The sequence below is a fragment of the Nocardia callitridis genome, assembly GCF_039543305.1.
GTDB classification, from domain to species: Bacteria; Actinomycetota; Actinomycetes; order Mycobacteriales; family Mycobacteriaceae; genus Nocardia; species Nocardia callitridis.
In genome coordinates, this window is record NZ_BAABJM010000001.1 from 57,638 (window position 1) to 79,970 (window position 22,333).

The following is a 22,333-nucleotide window of genomic DNA, read 5'->3' on the forward strand; positions in this document are numbered from 1 at the left end:
TTGACCAACATACAGACGTTCGTTGTCCAGGAAAATGTGCGCGCACCGATCCGCGTCACCAATGCGCCGCGCCGATGTCTTCCGAGTAGCCGCCATACGCCGCGGCACCAGCGGACATTTGGAAGTGGCCGGGTGGACAGGCGGACACCGTGTGGTCGTCGCGGACCGGCCGGTCCGCCCCACCTCGTGCGCGCGGGACGCGATTGACGAGGAAAGGCACGAACCTGAGCAAGCTAACCGTCGAACAGGAACCCGGACTTACGGATACCCTGCTCACCGCAGAACTGGACCCCACACACACCGCGCCGAGTTTCACCGAATTAGGCGTCCGCGAAGAAATCGTTCGCGCGCTCGGTGAACTCGGCATCGAACGCACTTTCGCGATTCAAGAACTCACCCTGCCGCTGGCCTTGGCCGGTGAAGACCTCATCGGTCAGGCACGCACCGGTATGGGAAAGACCTTCGGATTCGGTGTTCCGCTGCTGCAACGCATCAGCACCGAAGAATCCGGCACCGCGCGTTTGGACGGCACACCCCGGGCACTGATCATCGTGCCGACGCGTGAGCTGTGCGTCCAGGTCACCTCCGACCTGGAAAACGCGAGTAAATACCTCACCAACCATCAGGGACCGCTGAAGGTGGCCTCGATTTACGGTGGCCGCCCCTACGATGCGCAGATCTCGGCGCTGCGTTCCGGCGTCGACGTCGTGGTCGGTACGCCCGGCCGCCTGCTCGACCTGGCCAATCAGAATCATCTGATCCTCGGCAAGATCGGCGTGCTCGTCCTCGACGAGGCCGACGAGATGCTCGACCTCGGATTCCTTCCCGACATCGAACGCATCCTCGGCATGGTGCCGGACAAGCGCCAGACCATGCTGTTCTCCGCGACCATGCCGGGCCCGATCATCACCTTGGCCCGCACGTTCCTCACCAGGCCCACCCACATCAGGGCCGAGGAACCGCAGGATTCGGCGATTCACGATCGCACCGCGCAGTTCGTCTACCGCGCGCACGCGCTGGACAAGAGCGAGCTGGTCTCCCGCGTTCTGCAAGCCGAGGGCCGCGGCGCGACGATGATCTTCACCAGGACCAAACGCACCGCGCAAAAGGTCGCCGACGATCTCGCCGACCGTGGCTTCGCCGTCGGCGCGGTGCACGGTGACCTCGGGCAGATCGCCAGGGAGAAGGCGCTCAACAAGTTCCGCAAGGGCGGGATCGATGTGCTCGTCGCGACCGACGTCGCCGCGCGTGGCATCGACATCGATGACGTCACGCACGTCATCAACTACCAGTGCCCCGAGGACGAGAAGACCTACGTGCACCGGATCGGCCGCACGGGTCGCGCCGGACGCACCGGTGTCGCGGTGACCCTCATCGACTGGGATGAGCTCAGCCGGTGGGCGAGCATCGACAAAGCCCTCGACATCGGCATCCCGGAACCTGCGGAGACGTATTCGCGCTCCCCGCACCTGTATTCGGATCTCGGCATTCCCGAGGGCGTCACCGGCGTCATCCGCAAGCCGAAGCCGCAACGCGACGAGGACGCCGTCGTGGTGGAGCGAACGCCCCGCGCACCGCGCAAGCGCAACCGTCGGCGGACGCGTTTCGGTCAGCCGGTCGACGCAGCTGAGACCGAGTCGGCCACCGAGGCCACCGAGGCACCGTCCGACAGCAGTGACGAAGGACAGGCCGACCAGCCCGCCCGCCGACGTCGGCGGCGGCGCAAGCCCGCGGGCGAAGGCTCCTCGGAGACGAACGCGACGGAGAACGCGGACAACCCGGCGAACGGACCCGAGCGGACCGATTCGACGGAATCAGCCGAATCCTCTGATCAGCCCGCACGGCGCAGGCGTCGGCGGCGCAAGACCGCCGGTGCGGACGCCCCCTCGGACGATTCGACCGAGCGCGCGGCCGCGTCGGCCTAGTTCACCGGATCCGCTAGTCTCGCAGTCGTGCTCGCACCTGAGCGGCGGACGCGCGCCGACCTCCTCATCGCCGTCGCGATCGCCATCGTTGTGGTGGTCGCGGCGGGTGTGGCGTGGGCGCACAGCGATTCCGTCGGCACCGAGTCGGTGACCGCCGCGAACAAGGTGTCGACCCCCGCCGCTGCCGAGCAGGTGCCGACCTCACTGCGGGAACTGTGGCATCAGCCCGATCGCGCGTCGGCGCGTGCGCTGGTGTCCGGCGGCGTGGTGGTCACCGCGGACGACGGCACGGTGACCGGACGCGACCCCGCGACCGGCGAGCAGGTGTGGCGGTATCGCCGCGATATGCCGCTGTGCGGGGTCGAGGCGCAGTTCAGCATGGTCATCGCGACGTACAGGGATCAGCGCGGTTGCAGCCAGACCAGCATGCTCGAGGCCGACAACGGCGCGCGCCGCACCGCGCGCAGCAGCTACATGGACAAGTCCGTGCGGCTCTCGGTAGACGGCACCTACGTGCTGGCGCAGGGTCCGCGCCGCCTGGAGATGTGGCGTTCGGATCTGGTGCGCACCCTCGAGTACGGCTATGTCGACGCCCCGAACAATGTGAAGACCCAGCCCAGGTCGGGCTGTACCTTCCTGTCGGCGGCGTCGAGCTCGTCGCGACTCGGGGTACTCGAACGCTGCCCCGGCGACCCCGGCGAGCGGCTGACGATGCTCAATCCCGCCCCGAAGGAGAACACCGAACCCGAGGAATACGGGTCACGGGCGCTGTCGGGGCCAGGCGCGAACTCACCCGACTCGCGGGTGATCGCGGTGTCCGACAACAGGATCGTGCTGTACTTCCCCGCCGAGACCGACCCCGAGACCACATCAGCCCGCTTGGCCGTGTACGACGCGACCGGTAATCCCATTGTGGCGCACGAGCTTTCCGCGCCCCTCGGCAAGGATACGACGACCGCGAGGATCGGTTCGGCCTACCTGGTCTTCACCGGCAACAGCGTGATCGCTTTGAACGCAAGCACTTTCGACCCGATGTGGACCGCGCCCGACGCCCTCGGCACACCGGTACTGATGGCGGGCCGACTACTCGTTCCTGTACCGGGCGCGATCGCGGTGTTGGAGCCCAGCTCCGGTGCGGAGGTCGACCGGATACCGGTCGACCGTACGACCGACGACAGCGCGCCCACCGCGACACCGTACTCGTTGGCGGTGGTGGGGACGACTGTGCTGGAACGTAGAGGTGGGCAGTTGTACGCACTCGGGTGACGGCCGAGCGGCGCTGCCCGATGGCGTGGGATCACGACCGCACGATCCCACTGGTGACGGTGCCCCTCGGCCATGCCGAGCGGCCCGCCGCCACGAGCTGAGCTCGACGCTGCGGCCCGGCCGGCATGGCCCATGATGGAAACCATGTCGATCCCCGAACACGCACGCGTCGTGCTGCTACGACACGGTGAGACCAGCTGGTCCACCCAGCGCAAGCACACCGGCCGCACCGACCTGCCGCTCACGGCGAACGGTGAGCGGCAGGCAGCGGCGGCCCGTCCCCTGCTCGCCGCACTGGGGCTGCGCTACCCGCTGGTCCGTACCAGCCCGCGACAACGCGCGCGACGGACCGCGGAGTTGGCCGGCCTCACCGACACCACGGTCGATGACGACCTCGCCGAATGGGACTACGGCGACTACGAAGGCCGCACCACCGCCGACATCAGGACCACCCGGCCCGAATGGAGCATCTGGACCGACACCGTGCCCGGCGGCGAATCGGCGCAGTCCGTGCGCGCACGCGCCGACCGGGTACTCGCGGCCGCCGATGCGGCACTGCTGGAACGGGACGTGGTACTGGTCGGTCACGGCCACTTCTCCCGCGTGCTGATCGCGCGCTGGGCGCGGTTCGATGTGTGCGAGGGCCGCCGCTTCGCGATGTCGACCGCCGCGATCTCGGTACTCGGCTACGAGCACGAGACACGAACCATCCGGGCGCACAACCTGGTTCCCACCACACTCGACGCAGGAGCATGATGAGCGTCACCGGCTCCACCACCGAACCGGTACTGCGTCGCGCGGCACCCGCCGACGTCCCCGGCATGGTCGAGCTGATCTACGACCTCGCCGAGTACGAGCACGCGCGCGACGAATGCACCGTCACCGCGGCACAACTCGATACCGCGTTGTTCTGCGACGACCCGAAACTCTTCGCGCACGTGGTTGTCGCCGAGGGCGCACAGCGCGAGGTACTCGGCTGCGCCGTCTGGTTTCTGAACTACTCCACCTGGAACGGGGTGCACGGCATCCACCTGGAAGACCTCTACGTCCGGCCGGAGTATCGCGGCAGGGGCTTCGGCAAGCAACTATTGGTGGCGCTCGCACGAGAGGCCGCCGACCAGGGTTACAGCCGGGTCGAATGGTCGGTGTTGACGTGGAACGCGCCGTCCATCGCGTTCTACGAATCCCTCGGCGCCACCGCGCAAAACGAGTGGGTCGGCTACCGACTCACCGGTACCGCGCTGCGCGAACTCGCGAGCAGCGAGACCTGACGCCGAACCCGGGCCAGCCGATAGGAGCCCCTCAGGGCTCGGCGTCGATATCGGGTTCGCCGTAGTCGCGTGCCATCCATCGCGTCGAGGACGGCGTGAACAGCAGGACGAGCGTGCCGATCGCCACTACCCCGAGCAGGCCGCCGTACACCGGCTGATGTGAGTCTGTGAGCAGCGACCAGGTGACCGGAAGCAGCAGCAGTTGCGCGATCATGGCGATCGCGCGTCCCCACCGCTTGCCCAGCAGCAGACCGATGCCCGCGGCGAGCACCGCGCCACCGAGGATCCCGAACCACGCGGCCGTGCCGTATCCGCTCGCACCGCTCTGGTCATGGCCGAGCAGCCCGCGCGCGATGAGCACGATCGCCACGACGACCGCGACGACACCTTCGAGGGTCACCAATCCACCGGCCGCTCGCACCGTTGTCGGGACGCCACCGATCCCCGCATCCGCATTCTCGCCGCTGTGCACCACGGGCCAAGCCTACGATCCGCGACCGTCGGCCCGGTCGCGGCGGGTGCGCCAGCGTCGAGTTTTCGAAACCCTGCCCGAGGGCAACTAGGCTTCGCAGCGTGCGCACGCTGCTGATCGTGAACCCGAATGCCACCTCGACCACGTCGGCGACCAGGGATCTGCTCGCGCACGCGTTGGAGAGTCGCACCCAGTTGACCGTCGCGCATACCCAGCACCGGGGGCATGCGGCGGAGTTGGCGCAGTGGGCCTCGACAAATGAGATGGATCTCATTGTGGTGCACGGCGGCGACGGCACCGTCAACGAGACGATCAACGGCTTTTTGCCGCTGCCGCAGGTCGATGACGGGCAAGCGTGGCGTCCTCGCCTCGGCGTGATCCCCGGCGGCTCGGCGAACGTGTTCGCCCGCGCGCTCGGCATCTCTTCCGACCCGGTGACGGCCACCAATCAGCTGATCGATCTGCTCACCATGAACGACGACCGCAGGATCGGGCTCGGCCTGGCCGACGATCGCTGGTTCACCTTCAGCGCGGGCGTCGGCCTCGACGCCGACGTGTGCGAGGCGATCGACGCCAGCCGCGCGAAGGGCAAGGCGGCGACGCCCGCCCGGTATATCCGCACGACCGTTCGGCAGTTCTTCCGTGCCCGCCGCACGCCGCCCGCCGTGCACCTCGAGCTACCGGGGCACAAGCCGGTTTCGGGCGTCCACTACGCATTCGTGACGAACACGACACCGTGGACCTACCTGAATTCCACGCCGGTGCATACGAATCCCGGCACCAGGTTCGAGGCGGGGCTCGGCGTCTTCGCGGTGCGCTCCATGGCGGTCGTTCCGACCCTGCTGCTCAGCAGACAGTTACTGTCGGCCAAGGGAAACCCTAAGTCGCGCAATCTTTTTCGGACCGATGACGTGTCATCGGTCCGGATCACCTCCGATGCGCCGATCGGTCTGCAAATCGACGGCGACTTCATCGGCAAGCGGGACATGGTGGATTTCACTTCGGTGCCGGATGTGCTGGGTGTGGTCGCACCGAGGCCGGTATGACCGCGAAACGCGCGGAAAAACCTTAGATTTGTGCTGCGAAAACCCGGGCGAGCGAGTACAAAGGACCGGGCAAGGCACCTGATCATGGGCGCCTTCGTAGCGTGAGCTTCCCCACGGTGCACTAGATAGCTATTGACATCTATGGTGTTCGTGAAAGCATTCACAAGCCACCGTGCGGAAACATTCGAGTCGCACAAAGTTAACGATCCACAAACCATAGGCGCCCCTGTGCGGCGCATAGCAAAGGAGCAGAGGAAATGGACTGGCGCCACAAGGCCATCTGTCGCGATGAGGATCCCGAACTGTTCTTCCCGGTGGGTAACAGCGGTCCTGCACTCGCGCAGATTGCCGATGCCAAGCTGGTCTGCGCTCGCTGCCCCGTTACTGCCGACTGCCTGTCCTGGGCACTGAAGTCCGGACAGGATGCCGGCGTGTGGGGTGGTATGAGCGAGGACGAGCGCCGGGCGCTCAAGCGTCGCAACGCGCGCACCCGCACGCGCACCGTCGTCTGACGACGACACCACGCGTTACCGGGCCATCCAGCCCGGCCAGGTAACGCTGTTGAGCCCGGCACCGCACTAGGTGCCGGGTTTACTTTTTACCCTCTCCCGCGAAAACCATTGCGCGCCACCGTCATCGATCCGGGCTCAGCGACCTTGTCGACGCCCGAGCGGGACCCGAAGCACCGCGTCCGTGCCCACATCGGCGCCGGGATGCAAACCGATCGAACCGCCCAACTCCGCGGTCACCAGGGTGCGCACGATCTGCAGACCCAGCCGATCGGAGGCATCGAGACTGAACCCTGGCGGCAAACCGCCCCCGTCGTCGCTGATGATCACGTCCAGCCAGCGCGCCGAACGCTCCGCACGAATCGTCACCGCTCCGTCGGTGCCCGCCTCGAAGGCGTGCTCGATGGCGTTCTGCACCAACTCGGTGAGAACCATGACAAGCGGAGTCGCGCGTTCAGCGGAGAAGACACCGAGCGAACCCGCCCTGCGCACCTTGATCCGCGCCGTGTGCACGGTCGCGACGTCGGCCATGATCGGCAACAACCGGTCGATGACCTCGTCGAGATCGACCTCCTCGTCCACCGACATCGACAACATCTCGTGCACCGACGCGATCGAGGTCACCCTGCGCACCGACTCGGTCAGCGCGACCTGCGCCTCCTCGTTCTCGGTGCGCCGCGCCTGTAAACGCAGTAGGGCGGCGACGGTCTGCAGATTGTTCTTCACCCGGTGGTGGATCTCACGGATGGTGGCATCCTTGCTCAACAACGCGCGATCGCGCCGCTTCACCTCGGTGACATCACGCACAAGCACTGCGGCACCGGCCAATTCACCGTGCGGACGCAAGACGAGCGTGCGCACGAGCACCGTCGCGCCGCGCGCTTCGATCTCCATCCTTCGCCCGGTACGCCCGGCGAGAGCGGCATGGATATCGCCCACCACTTCCTGCGCGTCGAACGGGTCGGTGACCAGCGAACGCGTGGTCACCGCCAGGTCCTGTCCCGCCAGATCCGCCGAAAGTCCCATGCGGTGATAGGCCGACAACGCGTTCGGACTGGCATAGACGACGGTGCCGTCGGTGTCGAGCCGGATGAAACCGTCACCGGCCCTCGGGCTGGAATGGGTCGCGGCCCGGTCCTCGATGGTCGGGTAGGTGCCGTCGGAAATCATCTGACACAGGTCATCGGCACAGGCCACATAGGCGATTTCCAAGGCACTGCGCACCTTGGCCCTTTGCAGATCGGTATCGCGGCTGAGCACCGCGATCACATCGTCGCCGCAACGCACGGGAACCGCCTCGCGGATCGCATGCACCGGCTGCGGGTGGTACACCCCGGAGGATTCGGCGTCATTGACGTTGCGTGCGATCGTTCCCGTGGACATCGCCTCGAACACCTGCGGGTGGTCGGCCCGCAACGCCAGGTTCCCGACCAGATCCTCCAGGTGCACCGTCGGTGCGGTGGTCGGACGGCACTGGGCCACGCAGACGATATCGGCGCCATCGGTGATGGGACCGGCGCCGACCCAGAGCAGCAGATCGGCGAAGGAGAGATCGGCGAGCAGTTGCCAATCGCCCACCACTCTTTGCAGGTGGTCGACGGCAATGCCGGGCAGGTCGGTGTGTTCGGCTAGGAGTTCACTCAGTGTCGCCATGGCTGATCTCTCGTCGCGGTTCGGTCAGGAGATCACGGCGATGAGGTGACCGGCCTTGATGGCGTCACCTTCGTTGACACCGATCGAGGTCACCGTGCCCTCGGTCTCCGCGAGGACCGGGATCTCCATCTTCATCGACTCGAGAATCACCAGCGTGTCACCCTCGCGCACGGTGTCGCCTTCCTTGGCGACGACCTGGTAGACCACCGACACCAGCTCGGCGTGCACTTCTTCGGCCATGACAACCCCATTTTCTCGATCGATTCGAGCGGCCTGCTGCCAGCGGCCTGGGCCCGCCCCGGTCACGCCTCGGACCTGTTGGCCACCCGGTATCCGCTGCGGCTACAGCCAATCACACATGAAACAATGGCCTTCAATCAGAAGGGAGACTACTCGTATGGGTAAGCGCGGACGGAAGAAGCGTAGCCGCAAGGGAAACGCGGCCAACCACGGCAAGCGACCAAACGCCTGAGTCACTGCCGAACCGAAAAACACGAAGCGGCACGCACTTCCGACGGAAGGCGTGCCGCTGATCGTTGCGTGGCGCGAGTCGGTACCCGCTCAGGTTTCGGTGGGCTCGATGATCGTCACCGAACGACGGATCTCGATCGACAGCCGCTCACGCAAGGTGTCCGGCGCCCGGTCACCACCACACTTGCGACTGAGTAGGCCCTTGACCTTCTCCTCGATGCCGTAGGCCTCGATGCACGGCGAGCAATGATCCAGGTGCTCCTGCAACCGAGCCCTGGTGGCGTCGTCGCACTCACCGTCGAGCATCAACCACACGTCGGCGATCACCGCCGTGCAGTCCATATCCATATCGGGGTCCCGCTCGGTGCTCACTGCTTGACCTCCTGGCGTTCCCCCGAACGGTTGAATCCACGTTCGCTCGCCACATCGGCGAGCAGTCCCTTGAGCTGCTTGCGGCCGCGATGCAGCCGCGACATCACGGTGCCGATGGGGGTACCCATGATGTCGGCGATCTCCTTGTACGGGAAACCCTCGACATCGGCGTAGTACACCGCCATCCGGAATTCCTCCGGCAGCTCCTGCAGGGCCGCCTTGATGTCGTCGTCGGGAAGCGCGTCCAACGCCTCGACCTCCGCCGAGCGCAGGCCCTGCGAGGTGTGCTCAGCCGTGGCCGCGAGTTGCCAATCAGTGATCTCGTCGGTCGGGTACTGCGCGGGCTGACGCTGCTTCTTGCGGTAGGAGTTGATGTAGGTGTTGGTCAGGATGCGGTACATCCAGGCGCGCAGGTTGGTGCCTTCCTTGAAGGACTTGAACCCCTGGAACGCCTTGACGTAGGTCTCCTGAACCAGGTCCTCGGCGTCGGCCGGGTTCCTGGTCATGCGCAGCGCGGCGCCGTAGAGCTGGTCGAGCAGCGGGAGCGCGTCACGCTCGAATCGCTGCGCCAGCTCGGCGTCGCCGCCCGCGACACCAACCGCGTTGTCGTCGCTCGTCACACCTGTCCCTTCGATCGCCGTGTCTGCCAAATCTACCGGCAACGGCGTGCGGCGTGGGACTCCGGTTCGGGTCGATGGCACATCGGTACCCGGCGGACGTTCATCGAGCAATACCGGCACCGCGTTCTCCTTACGTCTTGCGTGGCCTTGACATTGCTATGCAACAGGCACACCACGCGCGGTGTTCCCGACACGATGTCCGATACGGAAAATCTCGGTGCCGTGCGGGCAGGTCACACCGTTATGGTTTCCGACCATGGCCACCGCTACGCCCGCGATCCGCGCGCTGACCGACGCGACGGTGTCGCACCGCGTGCACACCTACCGTCACGACGCACGCGCCGAGTCCTACGGCGCCGAAGCGGTCGAGGCACTGGCGACCGAACTCAGGTGCTCTCCCGCACAGATCTTCAAAACCCTGGTGCTCGAGCTGGCGGGTGGCGGCTTGGCGGTCGCGGTGCTGCCGGTGCCGACCAGGCTTTCGCTCAAGGCCGCGGCGGCAGCGCTCGGCGCGACGAAGGCCACCATGGCGGACAAGGCGAAGGCCGAGCGCGGCACCGGGTACGTGCTCGGCGGGATCTCCCCGCTCGGACAACGCAAGGCACTGCCGACCGTCATCGATTCCTCGGCACTGGAGTGGGATCGCGTGCTGTGCAGCGCGGGTAAACGCGGCATGGAGATCGAGCTCGCACCCGGTGATCTCGTCCGGCTGACCGCCGCCGTGACCGCCCGCGTGACATCGGTGTGATTTCGGCCCGGTTCGGCGTCGGCTGTGCGTTACTGAACGGGCCGGATTCAGTCGATTCGAGGATGTGATGCGAAATGCCCGCGCAACCGCGCCTGCGCTCGATGATCGTCGCCCTGCTCGGAGCTCTTGTCTTGGCGCTGGGTTCAGGGCTACTAGGTGCACCGAACGCACTGGCCGACAACGGCTACCCGTTCGACGGCCAGGATTCACCGGGGACACAGCACGCACCCAAGGGTGATGACCAGGCCGACAAGGCCGAGAAGCTCGGCGGCAATGTGCTCAACGAGGTGATCGACCTGGCGACCGGCATCGTGAAGTGTGGGCTGAACATCGCCACCGACAGCGTGCCCTGCTCGTTCTGAGCCCCGAGATCGCCCGAAAAAGCCGGACAGGACACCTGCCCGGCTTTTTTCTGCCCCGATTCCTGATGTAATGCCGCTATGCGTGAGTCTCATTTCCGCGAGGAGGCACTCACCTTCGCGACCGACCTACTGAACAACCCACCCGAAAGCCCCGAGGATCTCGCGGCACGGTGGGACCGGTCCGGTCTCAGTGCCACCACCGGAACCCGCGCCGAGACACGGGATGTCGCCGAGGTCGCCGCCTTCCTGACCCGGTGGGCCTCGGTGATCGACGCCGCCGACGAGGGCGACCGGGTCGCGCGGCTGAACTCGCTGCTCGCCACGGCCGCGGCGTACCCGAGGATCACCGATCATGACGGGTCGCCGTGGCATCTGCACTACCGCGACGATCGAGCGACCCTCGCGTCGATCATTCGTACCGTGACGGTGGTGGCAGCCGCCGAACACCTCACCACCTTCGGCATGCACCGTCTCGGACGCTGTGCGTCGGCCGACTGTGGCCGCGCCTTCGTCGATTTCAGTCGGGGTGGACGGCAGCGGTATTGCACGCGGATGTGCGCGAATCGCGATGCGGTGCGACGGCATCGGTCGCGGCGCGCGCGACCCGATGGTGGCGCAGCAGCAGTCCGCCGACAATCCCACTGATCAGTGCCACCACCGCGCACGCGAGGAAGGGTGCGGCGATATCGGTGACGCCCGTCGTGGCGTGTCCGCCGAACATGGTGGCACACAACGCGACTCCCCATGCCAACCCCAACTGCCTCGCGGTATTCGCCGCCGCACCGGCCGTCCCGCCGAGCCGTTCGGGTACTGAACTCATGGCGACCGCGGGAAAGATCGGCGACACGATTCCCGCGCCGAATCCCGTAATGATCAGCGCGGGAAGCAGCGCCGCCCAGGAAGGTACGACGAATACCGTTGCGGCGCAAACACATCCGACGGCAATGAGCACGGTGCTCCCACCCAGTGCGCGACTCGGCGCCACCGCTTGCCAGCGCGCGCTCAAGGTCGAAGACGCGAGGATGAAGACCACCATCTGCGTTCCCAACACGCACGAGGCCGCCAAAGGTCCGAGGCCACCGGCGCTCTGCAACCACAGCGACAGTACCGGCAGCGCACCGAAGGTCCCGAAGTAGTAGCCGAACGCGACGAGGAGCACCCCGCTCAACTGTCGGTTCGCGAACAGTTCCGGCGAGAGGATCGGCGCCGCGCCCACACGCTCGACCCGGACGAACACCGCGATGGCGAGCGCGGCGATCAGAAAACCGGCAAGCGCACTCGGTGCACCCCAACCACTGTCGCCGCCGGTGATCACGGCGTAGGTGAGCGCGGTCGCGGCCACCGAGAAGCTGAGCATCCCCGGATAATCCAGCGCCGTGTCGCGGCGCTGGTCGGTACGCAACGACACCCAGCCGAGCACCAACGCGACGACACAGATCGGCAAGGAGCAGAGGAAGATCCATCGCCAACCCAGCAGCTGCGCGATCACCCCGCCGGCGAAGATGCCGACCGCACTGGCCACCCCCGCGACGGTCCCCCACACCGCGAACGCACGCGCGCGGTCACCTCCGGTGTAGCTCAGACCCACCAGCGGCAGGATCGTCGCGAACATCGCGGCACCCGCGACGCCCTGCACGGCCCTGGCCGCGATCAGCATGCCCACCGAGACCGCCAGGCCGCACGCCGCCGTTGCCACGGTGAACACCGCGAGGCCGACGAGGTAGCAGCGTTTGCGACCGAGCGCGTCGCTGACCGCGCCGCAGGCGAGCAACAACCCGGCCAGCGCGACGGTGAAGGAATCGACAATCCATTGCAGCGCCGTGTAACTCGCACCGAGCGCGGTGCCGATGACCGGCAGTGCCGCCGTCACGACCGAGGTGTAGACGAGCAGGAGAAATGTCCCGAGACAGGCCGCGATCAAGGGCTGCCAGTGCTGGTGGGCGGTTCGGTAGCGCGAGAAGCCGATTCGGCGGGTAGTGGTCATACTCAGAAAGCGTGGCGTAATGGTCTTGTACAGCGGAACCATTACCACGAGTGTGCTCTATCCGACTGTCGTCCCACCTACCGGATACAACCTTGCACGGCAAAGGCATGCACCAACGCCGTCCGCTTGGAAGACCCCCGGCACGTCCATCGCGGCTAGTTCGGCGAAGTCAGGGAATCCGCAACCCGCGTCCACGGATCGTCGCGGTCACGGCAAGGGTGCTGGCACCGCGGCGACAATTCAGTCGACCAGCACGAGCGTCGGCCACACGGCCTCGTCCGCGCCGAGCCGGTCGAGTCGAACGCGTCTCGCCGAACGACAAGACAAACGGGCGCAGGACGCGGTCGGCGCGACGCGCGCAGAACCGACCGGTCCGCTCTGGCTCGGAAGTCGTATCGCCCCGGCCACTTCCACCCGGTGACGACTCACACGTCGGACGAGTCGAGCTGTCCCGGCAGTCGATCGACCAGCCGCGGACGCGCGTCGACACGCCACACTCACAGTAGGCTGATCTGCTCCGATTTCGGCGAATCCGTCACCTGCGCAAGCAGTTCCGGACCATTGTTGCGGACGCTGTTCACCAGTGACGGCACCGGACGCGCGGTGATGTCGGCGACGGCCGCTTCGCTCGGTGTCGCCAGCAGGGTGGCGGGGGCGGGGTGGTCGGGGTCGAGCCAGGCATCCCAGTGTTCGGTCGGCATCGGTAGCGGCATTCGATCGTGAATGTGGGTGAGGTCGCCGACCGCGTCGGTGGTGAGGATGGTGCACGAGAGCAGCGGCTCGCTGTCGGGCACCGCACGATCGCGCCATACCGACCACAATCCCGCCATGTACAGGCGCGAACCATCGGCGCGCGCCATGAAATACGGGTGCTTGGCGACCTTGCCTTTCGCGCCGGCCTGCGGCTCGACCACCCACTCGTACCAGCCGTCCATCGGCACCAGACAGCGCCGATACTTCACCGCGTCCCGGAACGACGGTGTGGTCGCCGCCTTGTCGGCGCGCGCGTTGAACAGCGGCTTACCCTTCGCGGGGACTCCGGGTTCGGCCGCCTTGGTCCACAACGGGATCAGACCCCAGCGCATCCTGCGGACCCGCAACCGAGGGTCGTCGTCGGCATGACCGTGCTCGTGCCGCTCGACCACGGTCAGTACCTGCGTCGTCGGCGCGACGTTGTAGTTTGCGGCCGACTCCCCGGTGCCCGCCGCGTCGGTCTCATCGATCGCGTCCAACTCGGCAGCAAGCCTGCCGGGGTCGGTAGTCGTCGCATATCGTCCGCACATACTTCGATCCTGCCACCGCACACCGACAACACCCCCTCCTCGCGCGCTGACGAACAGCTCAGCTCAACCAGCGGCATGTCAGTCGCGGCGATCCCCATCGGCCATTCCCGTCCACCCGCCTTGCCGAGCGCACGGGCCGATCGAGGTGACCGAACTTCTCGACCTTCGATCCAGCGGCGGCGTGCACCATGTCGAGTAGAAGAAACAAGGCGTTCGGACGATCAGCCGGTGAATATTTGAGAGATTTGGCCTACCATCGTCTCAAGGAGGGTGACTCAGCCCACTCGCACGCGTATCGACCGACCATCGCCCACCGTGCCCGCACCCGCGAGCAGCACAGCGGCAACGAGGAGACCAACACCGTGACATCGATCGACAGCACGAAGGCCGACCACGAAACCACCCTCACTTCGGTCGATCCGGCAACCGGAGATGTCATCGGCAGCTATCCGATCGCGGACGAACAGGCCGTGCACGCCGCCGTCGCCAAGGCACGCAAGGCCGCGGCGACCTGGGGTGCGTTGAGCTTCGACGAACGACGCGCACACCTGCTGCGCTGGGCGAGCAGGCTGGTCGCCGACTCCGACGAGTTCTGCGCCCTCATCCACGCCGAGAACGGCAAACCACTCGACGACGCCTTCCTCGAGCTGATGCTCGCCCTCGAACATATTTCGTGGGCCGCCAAGCAGGCCAAGAAGGTGCTCTCGCCACAGAAGATCTCCCCCGGCGCGCTGATGTCGAACTTCGCAGCACGCATCGAGATGCGTCCGCTGGGTGTCGTCGGCGTCATCGGGCCGTGGAACTATCCGGTCTACACCCCGAACGGCTCCATCGGCTACGCGCTCGCCGCGGGCAACACCGTGGTGTTCAAGCCGAGTGAATTCTCCACCGGCATCGGCAATTTCCTCGCCGAGGCCTTCGTGAAGGCGAACCCGGAACTGCCCGAGGGCATCTTCGTCGCGATCAACGGCTACGGCGCGACCGGTGCGGCCCTCGTCGACTCCGAGGTCGACAAGATCGCCTTCACCGGCTCCACCGCCACCGGCAAGAAAATCATGGCCGCCGCCGCGAAGACGCTCAAGCCGGTATTGCTCGAATGTGGCGGTAAAGACGCGGTGATCGTCGCCCCCGACGCGGATGTGCGCGCCGCCGCCGACGCGGTCGCCTGGGGTGCCACCTCCAACAGCGGCCAGACCTGCGCGGGAGTCGAGCGGGTATACGTCGACCGTTCGGTGCGCGAGGAGTTCATCGAGCAGCTACGCACCATCCTCGCCAAGGTCGAGCCCGGCTCCGGCGCCGACGCCGAATACGGCCCGATGACCATGCCGAGCCAGGTCGACATCGTGCGCCGCCACATCGACAGCGCGCTGAGCAACGGCGCCACCGCCGTGCTCGGCGGCCCGGAATCGGTGCGCGCGCCGTTCATCGACCCGGTCGTCCTCCTCGATGCCGACGAGAACTCCGACGCCGTGCAGGAGGAGACCTTCGGCCCGACCGTCACCATTCGCACCACCGACACCGTCGACGAGGCGATCGAGCTGGCCAACAAGTCGAAGTACGGGTTGTCCTCGGCGGTGTACTCCCGCAAGAACGGTCTCGCCATCGCCCGCCGCCTGAATGTCGGCGCCACCTCCGTCAACTCGGTGCTCGGCTTCGCCGCCATCCCCGGCCTCCCGTTCGGTGGTGTCGGCGACTCGGGCATCGGGCGCATCCACGGCGAGTTCGGTTTGCGCGAATTCGCCAGGCCGCACTCGATTGCCGTGCAGCGCTTCGCGATTCCCGGCATGGCCCTGCTCAGCTACGCACGCACCAAGTCGACGATGAAGTTGCTGCGCAGGCTGGTCCCGGTCCTGCACGGACGACACAAGTAGCGCCGCACAACGCGAGATCGGGCGCGTGTGAAGATAGACCGGTGACTTTCTGGCCAGCGCCCCATGTCGATGTTCCCGTGCACGCGACCGTGACCCTGCCAGGATCGAAGTCCATCACCAACCGGGCTTTGATCCTGTCCGCGCTCGCCGACGGACCCTCGACGATCACCGGTGCGCTACGCAGTCGCGACACCGACCTGATGATCGCGGCCCTGCGCACGCTCGGCACGCACGTCGAGGGTGACGGTGCGGAACTCGCCGTCACCCCCGGCCCGCTCACCGGCGGCACCGTCGATTGCGGGCTCGCGGGCACCGTGATGCGGTTCCTGCCCTCGGTGGCGGCGCTGGCCGCAGGTGACGTCGCCTTCGACGGCGACGCGCAGGCCAAGGTTCGACCGCTGAGCACCGTACTCGACGCGCTGCGCAGCCTCGGCGCGCGCATCGACGGCGACACACTGCCCTTCACCGTGCGCGGCACCGGCGCGGTGCGCGGCGGGGCGGTGACCATCGACGCGTCGGGATCGTCACAGTTCGTCTCGGGCTTGCTGCTGTCGGCGGCCCACTTCGACGAGGGCATCACCGTCAACCACGACGGCAACCCGCTGCCCTCGATGCCGCACATCGAGATGACCGTCGAAATGCTGCAACGCGCGGACGTGCGGGTAGACGCGCCGGAGAAGCCGACCAGCGCACAGATCTGGACGGTGTATCCCGGCCCGATCCGCGCGGTGGACTGGGACGTGGAGCCCGACCTTTCGAATGCCACCTCGTTCCTGGCCGCGGCCGCCGTCACCGGCGGCGAGGTCAGCATCCCGCATTGGCCGAGGATCACCACCCAGCCCGGCGATGTCATCCGGGAGATCCTGGTGCGAATGGGCGCCGAGGCGCGCAGGTTCGACGGCGTGCTCACCGTGCACGGCCCGGATCGCCTGGCCGGCATCGACATCGACCTGCACGACGTCGGCGAACTGACCCCGACGGTCGCGGCCCTGGCCGCGCTCGCCGACTCCCCCTCACACCTGCGCGGCATCGCACACCTGCGCGGACACGAGACCGACCGGCTCGCCGCGCTCTCGACCGAAATCAATCGTCTCGGCGGCGCTGTCACCGAGACCGAGGACGGGCTCATCATCGAACCCGCCGAGTTGCACGGCGGCCGTTGGCATTCCTACGCCGATCACCGTATGGCCACCGCCGGTGCCATCCTCGGGCTGCGGGTGCCAGGCATCGAGATCGAAGACATCGAGACCACCGCCAAGACCCTGCCGGGCTTCGTCGGGCTGTGGGAGCGCATGCTCGACCCCGCCGACGGCGACGAGCCCGAACAGGGAGCGACACACTGAGCAAGCGCGAGTACGACGAGTCCGATGTCCGGGTACGTCCGGGCAAGAGCTCGCGTCCACGCACCAAGACTCGGCCCAAGCACAACGACGCGGAGTCCGCCATGGTCGTCGCGGTGGATCGCGGGCGATGGGGCTGTGTCCTCGACGGTGACCCCGCGCGCCCGATCGTCGCGATGCGCGCGCGGGAACTCGGCCGCACACCCATCGTCGTCGGCGACGAGGTGGACGTGGTCGGTGACCTCTCCGGTCGCACCGACACCCTCGCCCGCATCGTGCGGGTCACCGACCGGCGAACCGTGTTGCGCCGCACCGCCGATGACACCGATCCGTTCGAACGCATCGTCGTCGCCAACGCCACCCAGTTGTTCATCGTCGTCGCGCTCGCCGACCCGCCGCCGCGCACCGGTTTCGTCGAACGCACCATGGTCGCGGCCTACGCGGGCGGGCTGGAACCGATCCTGTGCCTGACCAAACACGACCTCGCCGCCGAATCCGAATTCGCCGCGGCCTTCGATGATCTCGACCTCACCATCGTCTACGGCGGCACCGACGATCCGATACAACCGGTGCGCGACCTCTTGCACGAGCGCAGCACCTGCTTCATCGGCCACTCGGGCGTCGGCAAGTCCACACTGGTGAATCGTCTTGTGCCCGAGGCAGACCGAGCAGTCGGCGTGGTTTCCGGCGTCGGCAAGGGCAAGCACACCTCGACCCAATCCGTCGCCATTCCCCTACCCGAGGGCGGTTGGGTCTTCGACACCCCCGGCGTCCGTTCCTTCGGCCTCGCCCACATCACCCCCGACGATGTCATCGCCGCCTTCGCCGACCTGGCCGCCGCCATCGAGGACTGCCCGCGCGGCTGCACTCACCTCGGTCCCCCCGCGGATCCCGAGTGCGCACTGGATCAATTACCCGACAAGGAACGCCGAGTCGAGGCCATCCGGTTGTTGCTCACCGCGTTGAACACCAACGATCAGTACTGACCGAACACGAACGCGCACAGCCGATCACGAACTCGAAAACAACCGACGGCCACGCGCTTCGCGAATACCGACCGTCGCGGCAACCACCAGCGCGAACGACACCCCGGCGATCGCCTGCGCCCCCGCGAACGGCAGACCCTGGACGAGCGTGACGAGCACGAGGACAACGGCATAGACCACGCACGCCGCCACCGCGGCGGCGACGCAGCCGACCAACCGTCGGCGCGATCTTCGATGGCAGCGCAGCCGCCACCCGCGTTCGAAAGATCGCGCCAGCGCCGACCGGTCAGAGCGTCTCCTCACCGGAACACGTGGGCGCGTCAAGTGTTGCGAACCCGTGGTTGACGGCCGTCACGCTGACACGCAACCGCCCCGTGCCGGTGTCGATACCGGGGATGACGAAACCGCTCGGGCCGGTCAACGCGTGCTGATAGGTGACGGGGATCGAACCGGAACGACCGTTGTCGAGGTTGTGCCAGTCGATCACGGCGTCGGTGGTGTAGCCGAATATGCTCTTGCTGTCGGACATGAACGTCACGATTCCCGGTGCGGTCCGGACGGTCTGGAGCCGAATGCCACCGTTGTAGGGCAGGTCGAGCAGGTTTGGGCTGAACCCGTGGCAGGGCATCGCGAGGTAGTAATCCCAGACGTCGTAGGACGGCACAGGGTCGGCGAGGGCAGGAGCGGCGAACGCGCACGCGGCGGCGCTCAGGAAGGCTGTCACCGCGCAACCCATTGTCACTCGCGTACTCGACATAGGGTTATCGTCGCAGGTCGGGCGGGTATAGCATCGCGTTTGCGTAGGAAAACAGCCCGTGGGCGGGCGATATGAGGAGGTCGGTGTGCGACTCGACGAGCAGCAATCACGGGCGCGATTCGCGCGCAGTCCGGTCGCACGGTTGGCCACCGTCACCCCGACCGGCGAGCCGCATCTCGTGCCGATCGTCTTCGCTGTCGTCGATGACGTGCTCTATAGCAGCGTCGACGCGAAACCGAAAACCACCACCGCCCTGCGTCGGTTGGCCAATATCGCCGCCAACCCCTCGGTCAGCGTGCTGGTCGACCACTACACCGACGACTGGACTCGGCTGTGGTGGGTACGCGCGGACGGCACCGCGCGAATCGCCGAGCCCGAGGAGGACCGAATCGCCAGACAAGAGTTGACGATTCGCTATCCGATCTACCGCGACCAACCACCGCCCGGCCCCGTCCTCGCGATCGACATCACGCGATGGACAGGCTGGAGCGCCAGCTGAGCTCTCCGACAAAACACCGAAGGCGCCCTCGAGGTCAGGACAAGCCCTCGGACGCCTTCGGTTTTCGCCTCGGCGAGATCAGTTCCTGCGACGCGTCTTCGGCGCCCGCTTGGACTTCGACCCCGAGCGCGCCGCCTCACGCCGCTCCCGGCGCGTGCCGCTGTCGCCGTACTCCTCGGCATCGCTGTGCACCGCGGTACGGCCGTCCTCGGCGGGACCGGAGTAGTTCAGCGCACCCTGGTTGCCATCATCGATACCCTTGGCGCGCAACGCGGCCGGAGCGGCACCGTTGCCGTTGCCGTTGCCGTTGCCGTTGGCCGCCTGCTCGGTGGGCAGCGGTCGCTGCGTCGCACCGACCGGGGAGCGCAGGCCCGAATCCACCGGCTGCTGTCCCTGCGGCTGCTGCACCTCGACCTGAAGGTTGAACAAGAAGCCGACCGACTCCTCCTTCAGACCCTCCAACATCGCGGAGAACATGTCGAAGCCCTCGCGCTGGTACTCGACCAGCGGATCGCGCTGCGCCATCGCGCGCAGGCCGATGCCTTCCTTGAGGTAATCCATCTCGTAGAGGTGCTCGCGCCACTTGCGGTCGAGCACCGAAAGCAGCACCTGCCGTTCGAGATTGCGCATGCTGCCCTCGCCGGCCATGCCGTCGATCTCCTGTTCGCGCTTCTCATACGCACCGTGCGCGTCATCGAGCAACGCCTGCGACAGCTCCTCACGGCTCAGGTCGCCCGCCTCGCCGACCTCGCTCTCACCGGTCAGATCCTCGTAGTCGACACTCACCGGGTACAGCGACTTCAGCGCCGTCCACAGCTTCTCCAGATCCCAGTCCTCGACGTAACCGTCGGCGGTCGCGCCGTTGACGTAGGCGGTGACCACATCGGTCACCATGTTCTGGACCTGGCCCTCCATGTCCTCGCCGCGCAGGATGCGGTTGCGCTCGCCGTAGATCACGGTGCGCTGCTGGTTCATCACCTCGTCGTACTTCAAGACGTTCTTGCGGATCTCGAAGTTCTGCTGCTCGACCTGGGTCTGTGCGCTCTTGATGGCCTTGGACACCATCTTGGCCTCGATCGGCACATCGTCGGGCAGGCTGAGCCTGGTCATGATCGCTTCCAGCGCGGCACCGTTGAATCGACGCATCAGCTCATCGCCCAGCGACAGGTAGAACCGGGACTCACCGGGGTCGCCCTGACGACCGGAACGACCGCGCAACTGGTTGTCGATACGCCGCGACTCGTGCCGCTCGGTACCGAGTACGTAGAGACCGCCCGCCTCACGCACCGCGTCGGCGTCCTCGGCGGTCTGCGCCTTGACCTGTTCCAGGGTCGGCAACCACGCCGCCTCATAGGCTTCGGCGGTCTCCACCGGGTCGAGGCCCCGTTTACGCAGCAACAGGTCGGCGATGATATCCGGGTTGCCGCCGAGCACGACGTCGGTACCACGACCGGCCATGTTCGTCGCGACGGTCACCGCGCCCGGCCGACCGGCCTCGGCGATGATCTGCGCTTCCTTCTCGTGGAACTTCGCGTTGAGCACGTTGTGCGCGACACCGCGCTTGGTGAACTGCTTGGACAGGTACTCCGAGCGCTCGACGCTGGTGGTACCGATCAGCACCGGCTGGCCGTTCTCGTGCCGCTCGACGACGTCGTCGACCACGGCCGCGAACTTGGATTCCTCCGTCTTGTAGATCAGGTCGGAGTTGTCCGCGCGGATCATCGGCTTGTTCGTCGGAATCGGGACGACACCGAGACTGTAGATCGAGTGCAGCTCGGCGGCCTCGGTCTCGGCGGTACCGGTCATACCCGACAGCGTGTCGTAGAGCCGGAAGTAGTTCTGCAAGGTGATCGTGGCCAGCGTCTGGTTCTCCGGCTGTACCTCGACCCCCTCCTTGGCCTCGATCGCCTGGTGCATGCCCTCGTTGTAGCGGCGCCCGACCAGGATGCGGCCGGTGAACTCGTCGACGATGATGACCTCACCGTCGCGGACGATGTAGTCCTTGTCCTTGGTGTAGAGCTCCTTGGCCTTGATCGCGTTGTTCAGGTAGCTGACCAACGACGAGTTGGCGGCCTCGTAGAGGTTGTCGATTCCGAGCTGATCCTCGACGAACTCGACACCGGCCTCGTGCACACCGATGGTGCGCTTCTTGATGTCGGTCTCGTAGTGCACGTCCTTCTTCAACAGCGGTGCGATCCTGGCGAACTCGCCGTACCACTTGCTCGACGCGTCGGCGGGGCCGGAGATGATCAACGGCGTCCGCGCCTCGTCGATCAGAATGGAGTCGACCTCGTCGACCACGGCGAAGTTGTGTCCGCGCTGCACCAGATCGTCGAGCGAGTGCGTCATGTTGTCGCGCAGGTAATCGAAGCCGAACTCGTTGTTCGTGCCGTAGGTGATGTCGGAGTTGTAGGAAACCCGACGTTGCGCGGGCGTCATGCCCGAGAGAATCACCCCGACCTCCAGCCCGAGGAAGCGGTGCACGCGGCCCATCCACTCGGAGTCACGCTTGGCCAGATAGTCGTTGGTGGTGACGATGTGCACGCCGTCGCCGCTGAGCGCGTTGAGGTAGGCGGGCAGCACCGAGGTGAGCGTTTTGCCCTCACCGGTCTTCATCTCGGCGATGTTGCCGGTGTGCAGCGCCGCGCCACCCATGATCTGCACCTTGTAGTGCTTCTGGTTCAGCACGCGCCAGGACGCCTCGCGAGCCACCGCGAACGCCTCGGCCATCAGTTGACCCAGCGGGTCGCGCTCGTCGGCCTCGACCATCTCGGAGTAGCGCTCACGGAACTCGTCGGTCTTGCCGCGCAGTTCGTCGTCGGTGAGCGATTCGTAGTCCGACTCGAGGTCGAGGACCTGGTCCGCGAAATGCGCGAGCCGCTTGACCATGCGACCCTC

23 protein-coding genes and 1 pseudogene are annotated in these 22,333 nt (G+C 66.5%); 14 read left to right on the forward strand and 10 right to left on the reverse strand.

What is annotated here, in order from left to right; genetic code table 11:
• Nucleotides 1–203 precede the first annotated feature (203 nt).
• The 4 genes from ABEA50_RS00220 to ABEA50_RS00235 all read left to right on the forward strand — a co-directional run bounded on the left by ABEA50_RS00220 (nt 204) and on the right by ABEA50_RS00235 (nt 4,462).
• Complete coding sequence (locus ABEA50_RS00220; protein WP_345492893.1) at nt 204–1,925, forward strand: DEAD/DEAH box helicase; 1,722 nt, start codon at nt 204–206, stop codon at nt 1,923–1,925.
• A gap of 27 nt (nt 1,926–1,952) precedes the next feature.
• Nucleotides 1,953–3,191, forward strand: coding sequence for an Rv3212 family protein (locus ABEA50_RS00225; RefSeq protein WP_345492894.1), 1,239 nt, complete (start codon nt 1,953–1,955; stop codon nt 3,189–3,191).
• A gap of 135 nt (nt 3,192–3,326) precedes the next feature.
• Complete coding sequence (locus tag ABEA50_RS00230) at nt 3,327–3,947, forward strand: acid phosphatase (RefSeq protein ID WP_425577554.1); 621 nt, start codon at nt 3,327–3,329, stop codon at nt 3,945–3,947.
• On the forward strand, nt 3,947–4,462 hold the full coding sequence (locus tag ABEA50_RS00235) for a GNAT family N-acetyltransferase (protein ID WP_345492896.1): 516 nt from the start codon (nt 3,947–3,949) through the stop codon (nt 4,460–4,462). Before ABEA50_RS00230 ends, ABEA50_RS00235 begins: the two co-directional genes overlap by 1 nt.
• A 31-nt stretch (nt 4,463–4,493) precedes the next feature.
• Here ABEA50_RS00235 and ABEA50_RS00240 read toward each other — a convergent pair whose 3' ends face one another.
• The gene (locus ABEA50_RS00240) at nt 4,494–4,937 is read right to left on the reverse strand and encodes a hypothetical protein (protein ID WP_425577493.1); all 444 of its coding nucleotides are present in this window, start codon (nt 4,935–4,937) and stop codon (nt 4,494–4,496) included.
• Nucleotides 4,938–5,035: 98 nt separating this feature from the next.
• Here ABEA50_RS00240 and ABEA50_RS00245 point away from each other — a divergent pair, with 98 nt between their 5' ends.
• Both ABEA50_RS00245 and ABEA50_RS00250 read left to right on the forward strand, forming a co-directional pair.
• Complete coding sequence (locus ABEA50_RS00245; protein ID WP_345492897.1) at nt 5,036–5,980, forward strand: diacylglycerol/lipid kinase family protein; 945 nt, start codon at nt 5,036–5,038, stop codon at nt 5,978–5,980.
• 257 nt (nt 5,981–6,237) lie between these two features.
• Nucleotides 6,238–6,492: a WhiB family transcriptional regulator gene (locus ABEA50_RS00250; RefSeq protein ID WP_011211115.1), complete on the forward strand. Its 255-nt coding sequence runs from the start codon at nt 6,238–6,240 to the stop codon at nt 6,490–6,492.
• 135 nt (nt 6,493–6,627) lie between these two features.
• Here the strand turns inward: ABEA50_RS00250 and ABEA50_RS00255 are convergent, their stop codons facing one another.
• Together ABEA50_RS00255 and ABEA50_RS00260 are read right to left on the reverse strand one after the other, a co-directional pair.
• Entirely contained in the window at nt 6,628–8,142 is a 1,515-nt protein-coding gene (locus tag ABEA50_RS00255) for a sensor histidine kinase (protein ID WP_345492898.1), read from the reverse strand.
• A 24-nt stretch (nt 8,143–8,166) separates the two neighbouring features.
• Nucleotides 8,167–8,382 carry a biotin/lipoyl-binding carrier protein gene (locus ABEA50_RS00260; protein WP_345492899.1) on the reverse strand — a complete coding sequence of 72 codons (216 nt, stop codon included), beginning with the start codon at nt 8,380–8,382 and terminating at the stop codon, nt 8,167–8,169.
• Nucleotides 8,383–8,539: 157 nt separating this feature from the next.
• Here ABEA50_RS00260 and ABEA50_RS30865 point away from each other — a divergent pair, with 157 nt between their 5' ends.
• Complete coding sequence (locus ABEA50_RS30865; protein ID WP_022597109.1) at nt 8,540–8,614, forward strand: 50S ribosomal protein bL37; 75 nt, start codon at nt 8,540–8,542, stop codon at nt 8,612–8,614.
• A gap of 89 nt (nt 8,615–8,703) precedes the next feature.
• On the opposite strand, the gene rsrA is transcribed toward ABEA50_RS30865, so the two are convergent.
• Nucleotides 8,704–8,961: a mycothiol system anti-sigma-R factor gene (gene rsrA, locus ABEA50_RS00265; RefSeq protein WP_345494586.1), complete on the reverse strand. Its 258-nt coding sequence runs from the start codon at nt 8,959–8,961 to the stop codon at nt 8,704–8,706.
• 20 nt (nt 8,962–8,981) lie between these two features.
• Complete coding sequence (locus ABEA50_RS00270) at nt 8,982–9,605, reverse strand: sigma-70 family RNA polymerase sigma factor (protein WP_345492900.1); 624 nt, start codon at nt 9,603–9,605, stop codon at nt 8,982–8,984.
• Between the two features lie 256 nt (nt 9,606–9,861).
• Here ABEA50_RS00270 and ybaK point away from each other — a divergent pair, with 256 nt between their 5' ends.
• The 3 genes from ybaK (at nt 9,862) to ABEA50_RS00285 (ending at nt 11,360) form a co-directional block, all read left to right on the forward strand.
• A complete protein-coding gene (gene ybaK / locus ABEA50_RS00275; RefSeq protein WP_345492901.1) occupies nt 9,862–10,353 on the forward strand; it encodes a Cys-tRNA(Pro) deacylase in 492 nt (163 codons plus the stop codon).
• Between the two features lie 74 nt (nt 10,354–10,427).
• Nucleotides 10,428–10,715, forward strand: coding sequence for a hypothetical protein (locus tag ABEA50_RS00280; RefSeq protein WP_345492902.1), 288 nt, complete (start codon nt 10,428–10,430; stop codon nt 10,713–10,715).
• A 78-nt stretch (nt 10,716–10,793) separates the two neighbouring features.
• The gene (locus tag ABEA50_RS00285) at nt 10,794–11,360 is read left to right on the forward strand and encodes a CGNR zinc finger domain-containing protein (protein ID WP_345492903.1); all 567 of its coding nucleotides are present in this window, start codon (nt 10,794–10,796) and stop codon (nt 11,358–11,360) included.
• A 106-nt stretch (nt 11,361–11,466) separates the two neighbouring features.
• Here ABEA50_RS00285 and ABEA50_RS00290 read toward each other — a convergent pair.
• Both ABEA50_RS00290 and ABEA50_RS00295 read right to left on the reverse strand, forming a co-directional pair.
• Nucleotides 11,467–12,741: pseudogene (locus tag ABEA50_RS00290) on the reverse strand (MFS transporter); the annotation flags it as partial.
• 455 nt (nt 12,742–13,196) lie between these two features.
• Entirely contained in the window at nt 13,197–13,982 is a 786-nt protein-coding gene (locus tag ABEA50_RS00295; RefSeq protein WP_345492904.1) for an SOS response-associated peptidase, read from the reverse strand.
• 362 nt (nt 13,983–14,344) lie between these two features.
• Here ABEA50_RS00295 and ABEA50_RS00300 point away from each other — a divergent pair, with 362 nt between their 5' ends.
• From ABEA50_RS00300 to rsgA, 3 genes are read left to right on the forward strand one after another with little or no spacing between them, the layout of a single operon-like run.
• Complete coding sequence (locus ABEA50_RS00300; RefSeq protein WP_345492905.1) at nt 14,345–15,853, forward strand: aldehyde dehydrogenase family protein; 1,509 nt, start codon at nt 14,345–14,347, stop codon at nt 15,851–15,853.
• A gap of 41 nt (nt 15,854–15,894) precedes the next feature.
• Nucleotides 15,895–17,196 carry a 3-phosphoshikimate 1-carboxyvinyltransferase gene (gene aroA / locus ABEA50_RS00305; RefSeq protein ID WP_345492906.1) on the forward strand — a complete coding sequence of 434 codons (1,302 nt, stop codon included), beginning with the start codon at nt 15,895–15,897 and terminating at the stop codon, nt 17,194–17,196.
• A complete protein-coding gene (gene rsgA, locus ABEA50_RS00310) occupies nt 17,193–18,179 on the forward strand; it encodes a ribosome small subunit-dependent GTPase A (protein ID WP_345494587.1) in 987 nt (328 codons plus the stop codon). Before aroA ends, rsgA begins: the two co-directional genes overlap by 4 nt.
• A 24-nt stretch (nt 18,180–18,203) precedes the next feature.
• On the opposite strand, the gene ABEA50_RS00315 is transcribed toward rsgA, so the two are convergent.
• Both ABEA50_RS00315 and ABEA50_RS00320 read right to left on the reverse strand, forming a co-directional pair.
• Nucleotides 18,204–18,395: a hypothetical protein gene (locus tag ABEA50_RS00315; RefSeq protein ID WP_345492907.1), complete on the reverse strand. Its 192-nt coding sequence runs from the start codon at nt 18,393–18,395 to the stop codon at nt 18,204–18,206.
• 70 nt (nt 18,396–18,465) lie between these two features.
• Nucleotides 18,466–18,936, reverse strand: coding sequence for a hypothetical protein (locus ABEA50_RS00320; RefSeq protein ID WP_345492908.1), 471 nt, complete (start codon nt 18,934–18,936; stop codon nt 18,466–18,468).
• Nucleotides 18,937–19,021: 85 nt separating this feature from the next.
• Here ABEA50_RS00320 and ABEA50_RS00325 point away from each other — a divergent pair, with 85 nt between their 5' ends.
• On the forward strand, nt 19,022–19,435 hold the full coding sequence (locus ABEA50_RS00325) for a TIGR03668 family PPOX class F420-dependent oxidoreductase (RefSeq protein ID WP_345492910.1): 414 nt from the start codon (nt 19,022–19,024) through the stop codon (nt 19,433–19,435).
• Nucleotides 19,436–19,513: 78 nt separating this feature from the next.
• On the opposite strand, the gene secA is transcribed toward ABEA50_RS00325, so the two are convergent.
• Nucleotides 19,514–22,324 carry a preprotein translocase subunit SecA gene (gene secA / locus ABEA50_RS00330; protein WP_425577494.1) on the reverse strand — a complete coding sequence of 937 codons (2,811 nt, stop codon included), beginning with the start codon at nt 22,322–22,324 and terminating at the stop codon, nt 19,514–19,516.
• Between the last annotated feature and the right edge of the window lie 9 nt (nt 22,325–22,333).